Here is a 1,859-nt window from a genome sequence, read left to right on the forward strand (position 1 = left end):
CCTTCGAGTTCCTCCCGGATGTTCCGGGGATACAACAAAGCGCCTCATGGCGCACTGGCGTTTCCGGCCAGTTCCGACCCCAGCAGGGTGAAGAGGTAGCGGTACTCGTGGGAGTAGGCGGCCGCGCAGGTGTCCAGGAACGCGCGGGTCAGCGGCATGAGGTGCGGAAGCCCCGGGAAGCTGTAGTCGCGCTGGCGGTAGTGGGGCCGTTCGATCCGCCCGGAGAAGTAGTGGGCGCAGAAGGGCTGGATGAAGCTGGAGAGCGGGACGGTGACCTCGCTGCGGGCGAGCTCGGACGCGAACACGGGCATGACGAACACACTCCTTGACATCACAAGGCATAAAAGGGGTGAATACGGACGCCCGTTGGAAGTTTCACGATTCCCGTGACGCGCGAAACGGGCCAGCCATAGCCTGGCCATATGAACCTGCGGTAATCCATCGGTCACTGGCTACATCTTCATAGTGATACTCAGATTCTGAGTTGTCAACAGACGTGTTCAGAATCTGCGCTAATGAGTCTAGAATCCCCATATGCATAACCCCATCAGCCCTACAGTCCGCCGCCGTCGCCTCGCTCGTGAACTACGCCGCCTTCGCGAGGCGAAGAGCCTCAAGCTCTCTGCCGCAGCGAAAGATTCCGGTGTCCCTCTCTCCACGATCAGCAGCATCGAGAACGCCACCGCAAGACGCATACGACCACGGGATATCGATGCGCTAGCCGACCTCTACGAAACCTCTGACCAGGAACGACAAGCTCTGCACGAGCTGACCAGCGAATCGAAGCAGTCGGGCTGGTGGTCCAGCTACCGAGATGTGTTCGGCGGGAACGCCTTGCCCGACTTTGAGGCAGAGGCATCCCTTATTAGGCGTTTTGAGGGATTAACGGTCCCTGGACTTCTACAAACACCTGAATATGCTGCTCACGTATTCAGAGCCGGGCGTGTACTCGAAGAGTCAGATGTTGAGCGACGTGTTCAGGCACGCATAGAGCGAAAAAGCATCTTCAATCGGATCAAACCAGCACATATGGTGGCGGTGATAGATGAGGGCGCCCTCAGGCGAGTCATCGGTGACCCAGAAATCATGAGGGCGCAACTTGTCTACCTCAAGAACATGGCTCTACGGCATCACATCGACATCCAGGTTCTTCCTTACTCGTCCGGATCCCACCTCGCGTTGGCCGGACCGTTCACCATCTTGGACTTCCCAGCGACGAAGGATGCACCGATCATCTATGTGGAGACCGCAGTGGATGGTCTCTATCTGGATGAACCAGAAGAACTGGAGCGGTATACCTTGGCCTTCGGCAACGCCCAAGGGGTGGCCCTGTCCACCTCCCTGTCGTTCCACTTGATCGACGACATCTTGACATCCCTGGAGAACACGTGATGGTCAATAAGCTGGAGTTCCGAAAGAGTAGCTACAGCGCGCAGGGGCAAGAGTGCGTGGAAGTAGCTCAGATCCCGACGGCCTTCCGTAAGAGCAGCTACAGCGGTCGCGACCAGAACTGCGTCGAAGTCGCTCCCATCCCCGAGACCTTCCACAAGAGCACCCGCAGCGGTCGTGACCAGGACTGCGTAGAAGTGGCCCACCGGCCCTCCGACTTCCGGACGAGCAGCCATAGCGCTCAAGACGTCAACTGCGTCGAGGTCGGCTCCCTCCCCTGCGGCGCCGCCATGCGGGATTCCAAGCACCCCGACGCCGGGTACCTGCCCTTCCCCTCCGACGAGTGGTCCACCTTCCTCACCACCGCACTCAAGTGACCGCCTGACCACCCACTCCCCGCCCCACAACCTGACTCTTATACACAACTGACGCTGCCCACGAATAGAGAGGAGTAGATCTCGGAGGTCGCC

Annotated in this window: 2 protein-coding genes and 1 pseudogene; 2 read left to right on the plus strand and 1 reads right to left on the minus strand. The window is 59.2% G+C overall.

From position 1 onward, the window contains the following. Nucleotides 1-56 precede the first annotated feature (56 nt). Nucleotides 57-311 (minus strand): annotated as a pseudogene (locus BQ8420_RS16100) (ATP-binding protein); the annotation flags it as partial. Between the two features lie 223 nt (nt 312-534). Here BQ8420_RS16100 and BQ8420_RS16105 point away from each other — a divergent pair. Together BQ8420_RS16105 and BQ8420_RS32765 are read left to right on the plus strand one after the other, a co-directional pair. Next, complete coding sequence (locus BQ8420_RS16105; RefSeq protein ID WP_087099945.1) at nt 535-1,392, plus strand: helix-turn-helix transcriptional regulator; 858 nt, start codon at nt 535-537, stop codon at nt 1,390-1,392. Next, nucleotides 1,392-1,766, plus strand: a complete 375-nt coding sequence (locus BQ8420_RS32765; protein WP_087099946.1) for a DUF397 domain-containing protein — start codon at nt 1,392-1,394, stop codon at nt 1,764-1,766. Before BQ8420_RS16105 ends, BQ8420_RS32765 begins: the two co-directional genes overlap by 1 nt. The last annotated feature ends 93 nt before the right edge of the window (nt 1,767-1,859 follow it).

The organism is Nocardiopsis sp. JB363 (genome assembly GCF_900143625.1).
Lineage (GTDB): Bacteria > Actinomycetota > Actinomycetes > Streptosporangiales > Streptosporangiaceae > Nocardiopsis.